This window comes from Pseudomonas sp. SDT291_1_S447 (assembly GCF_054070155.1).
This window is the reverse complement of sequence record NZ_JBSVXS010000232.1, coordinates 1-3,127: the sequence shown is the minus strand read 5'-3', so window position 1 is coordinate 3,127 and position 3,127 is coordinate 1. Positions and strand designations below refer to the sequence as shown.

The 3,127-nt window shown below is 59.7% G+C and carries 3 protein-coding genes; all 3 read right to left on the bottom strand.

The features are described 5' to 3' along the window. Positions 1–73: 73 nt before the first annotated feature. Positions 74–952 (bottom strand): DMT family transporter, encoded by an 879-nt coding sequence (locus ACW9IR_RS29065; protein WP_038361795.1) that lies wholly within the window; start codon positions 950–952, stop codon positions 74–76. 116 nt (positions 953–1,068) lie between these two features. Next, a complete protein-coding gene (locus ACW9IR_RS29060) occupies positions 1,069–1,884 on the bottom strand; it encodes a sugar phosphate isomerase/epimerase family protein (RefSeq protein WP_102899930.1) in 816 nt (271 codons plus the stop codon). Positions 1,885–1,886: 2 nt separating this feature from the next. Further along, complete coding sequence (locus ACW9IR_RS29055) at positions 1,887–2,948, bottom strand: Gfo/Idh/MocA family protein (RefSeq protein ID WP_102899929.1); 1,062 nt, start codon at positions 2,946–2,948, stop codon at positions 1,887–1,889. Between the last annotated feature and the right edge of the window lie 179 nt (positions 2,949–3,127).

Genomic DNA, 3,127 nt, shown 5'->3' with positions numbered 1-3,127 from the left:
AGTCAATAACTTCATCGACTGACACACCGCCATCGCGAGCAGGCTCACTCCTACAAGGTTTTACGTAACCTACTCAGCGGCGGCTCTGCTGCCACGCTGCCGCCAGTCCGCTGCAACAGATCACCGCAATGCCGATCACCGTCAACAGACTCGGCGTGTGATTGAACAGCAGCCAACCCAACAACCCGGCAAACACGATCTGGCAATAACCGAACGGAGCCAGCAGTGCCGGCGCGGCATGGCGGAACGCCTGGGTCAGAAACAAATGCGCGGTCATCCCGCAACTGCCCAGCGCCAGCATCAGCCCGGCGTGGGTCAGCGTCGGCACCTGCCAGAAGAACGGCACCAGCGCACTCATCACCAGCGTGTTGCACAACCCGGCGAAAAAGTTGCTGGTGGTCGGGCTATCGACTTCGGCGAGCTTGCGCGTCAGCAACTGATAGAAGCAGAAAAACAGCGCCGAACAGAATGGCAGTAACACTGCCGGCGTGAACAACTCACCGCCGGGATGGACGATGATCAGCACGCCAATAAAGCCGCAGATCACCGCGATCCACTGACCTCGGGTCACTCGTTCCTTGAGCAGCGGCACCGACAATGCGGTCACCAACACTGGCGCAAGAAAGTTGACCGCCGTGGCTTCCGCCAATGGGATATACAGCAGCGCCGTGGTGAAAAACAGGCTGGTACCGAGTAGACAAAGTGCCCGCGTCAGCTGCCATAACGGTTTCTTCGTGCGCAAAACGCGCAACCCGGATTGCGGCAGAAAAATCCCCGCCATCAGCAGGGTGTGCACCAGATAGCGCGCCCACACCACCATCACGATCGGATAGAAACCGGACAGGTATTTCGACAGCGCGTCGTGGCTGGAGAACAGGAAGGTTGCCACGACAATCAGCAAAATCCCTTTGAAGGGTTGGTTGACACCGGAGAGCGGGGTGCTGACGGTCATTGGGTTTCCTTGTGTTGCCAAAAAGATCAAAAACCTTTGCAGGAAAGTCGCGCCGCCACAGGAACAGCGCTGTCCCTGTGGGAGCGGGCTTGCCCACGACAGGTGCGCAGCACCGCTTAAAGCCGCGCCAATAATTCCCGGGTTCTGTCGATCGCCATCTGCGCTCGCTCTAATCCGCTTACGCCCTGCTCGAGCAGTTTCAGCGTGGGAATTTCCAGACTCAGTGGAATATTAGTCGGCAGCGCTTTCAACAACCCGAGCAGATTGCAATCGCCCTCGCCGGGAAACCGCCGCTCGTTGCGCGCCTGACGCAAGATCTCGGCCATGTCTGACGGCCTCGGCCCCGCGACATCACATAATTGCGCATAACGCAGGCGCGACGCCGGCACTTCAGCCAGATCCTCCAGGCGTGACGCCGAACGATCAAAGTGGAACGCATCAACCAGCACCGCAGCGTTCTCCCGATCAGCGTTCTCGACAATTCGCAGTGCTTGTTCGAGGTTGCGCGCATCAGTCCAAGGCATGAACTCCAGATGCGGATGCAACCCATAAGGCGCCGCCAGATCGCAAAGGGCCGCGAAGTTATCGGTGAGTCGTTGCTCGTCAGGATCATTACCGGCAACGAGTAACTCTGTGGCACCAAATTCCGCGCCGACCGTAAGAAGTTTCTCGAAATCGGCGACGACGGTCTGCGGTTTCAAACGCAGGATTTCCACGTCGAGCACACGGATGCCGGTATCGCGCAGGCTCTGCAACGTCTGACGGCGCAAGTCAGCATCGGCCACCAACGGGAAGTGATATTCCTCAGGAGTCGCTGGCTCCAGACGTAGGCCGACATGGCTGTAACCGGCACGCGCAGCCACTTCGACCATTTGCGGTGGCGACAACTCCAGCACGGTGAGGCTGGCCAGGGACAGGATTCGTTCGCTCATGTTCAAGCCTCGATCAGTGCGGGGGCGCAAGCACGACCGGTGGCGGCGGCCTCGCGTATGGCTTCGATCAGCGCCAAAGTGCGCGCAGCGTCGGCCGCACTCACCAGCGGCTCGACTTCACACCGTGCCACGCGTACGAAATGCTGTAACTGCAAGCGCAAAGCGTCGTCACCGCTGTAGGACTCTTCCACCACCTGCAACGGTTCATGCCAACCGGCATCGACCTGATCAGCGGCGTAATGCCAACGCTTGAGCTGCGGAATGCTCAAGGCGCCAGCAGTCCCGGCCAGCAGATAGCACGGCTGATCGGCCTGGCGCGGATAGACCGGATTCTCGCCGGAATCCAGCTCCCAACTCCACGGCGCGGCGACCGCGTCGGAACCGCTCAATGTGCCCAATGTGCCACCCTCGAATTGCAGCAACACCGCTGCGCTGTCTTCGTTGGCGAAACCGCGCACTGAGTTGTCCGTGATCGCTTGCACCGAGCGCACTTCACCGCACAGATGCCGAAGCAGGTCGAGGTCGTGGATCAGGTTGGTCAGCAACATCCCGGCGCCCGGTTCGCGGCGCCACGGGATCTCGAAATAACTGTCGGGTTTGCGCAACTGAAACAGTGCGGTGACCGTGGTCAGACGCCCGAGCGCCCCGCTCTGCACCAGTTCATGGGCGCGTACGATCAGCGGATTGTGACGCCGATGATGGCCGACCAGCACCGGCACGCCGCTGCTTTTGACCGCCGCGACTAGCTCGCGCGCTTCATCCAGGTGCACCCCGACTGGCTTCTCCAAAAGCACCGGCACACCCGCCGCCAGACAATCGAGCGCGGTGCTGACGTGTTGATTATTCGGATTGGCGACGATGACCGCGTCTGGCCGGATAAGCTCCAGCATCTGACGATGATCGACGAAATGTCTTACGCCCCATTCAGCCGCCAAGGCCGCGGCTTGAGGCCCTGGATCAGCCACGGCGCACAGCGTCGCTTCGCTGAGGGATTGCAGATGCCGATAATGTTGCTGGCCCATGTTGCCGGCGCCGATCAAGGCGATTCGAAGGGGCGAATTCAAGGTGCGGTCCTCTTGTGATTGTTCTCGGAATAACACTCCGAAAACAATTTAGAACCGAGTTCCAGAATCAAACACCCATAGCTTCCAAATCCGTGCGAACACCGCACAACTTCGTGAACAGCAAATTCCCTGTAGGAGTGAGCCTGCTCGCGATCGCGGTGTGTCAACCAACATTGATG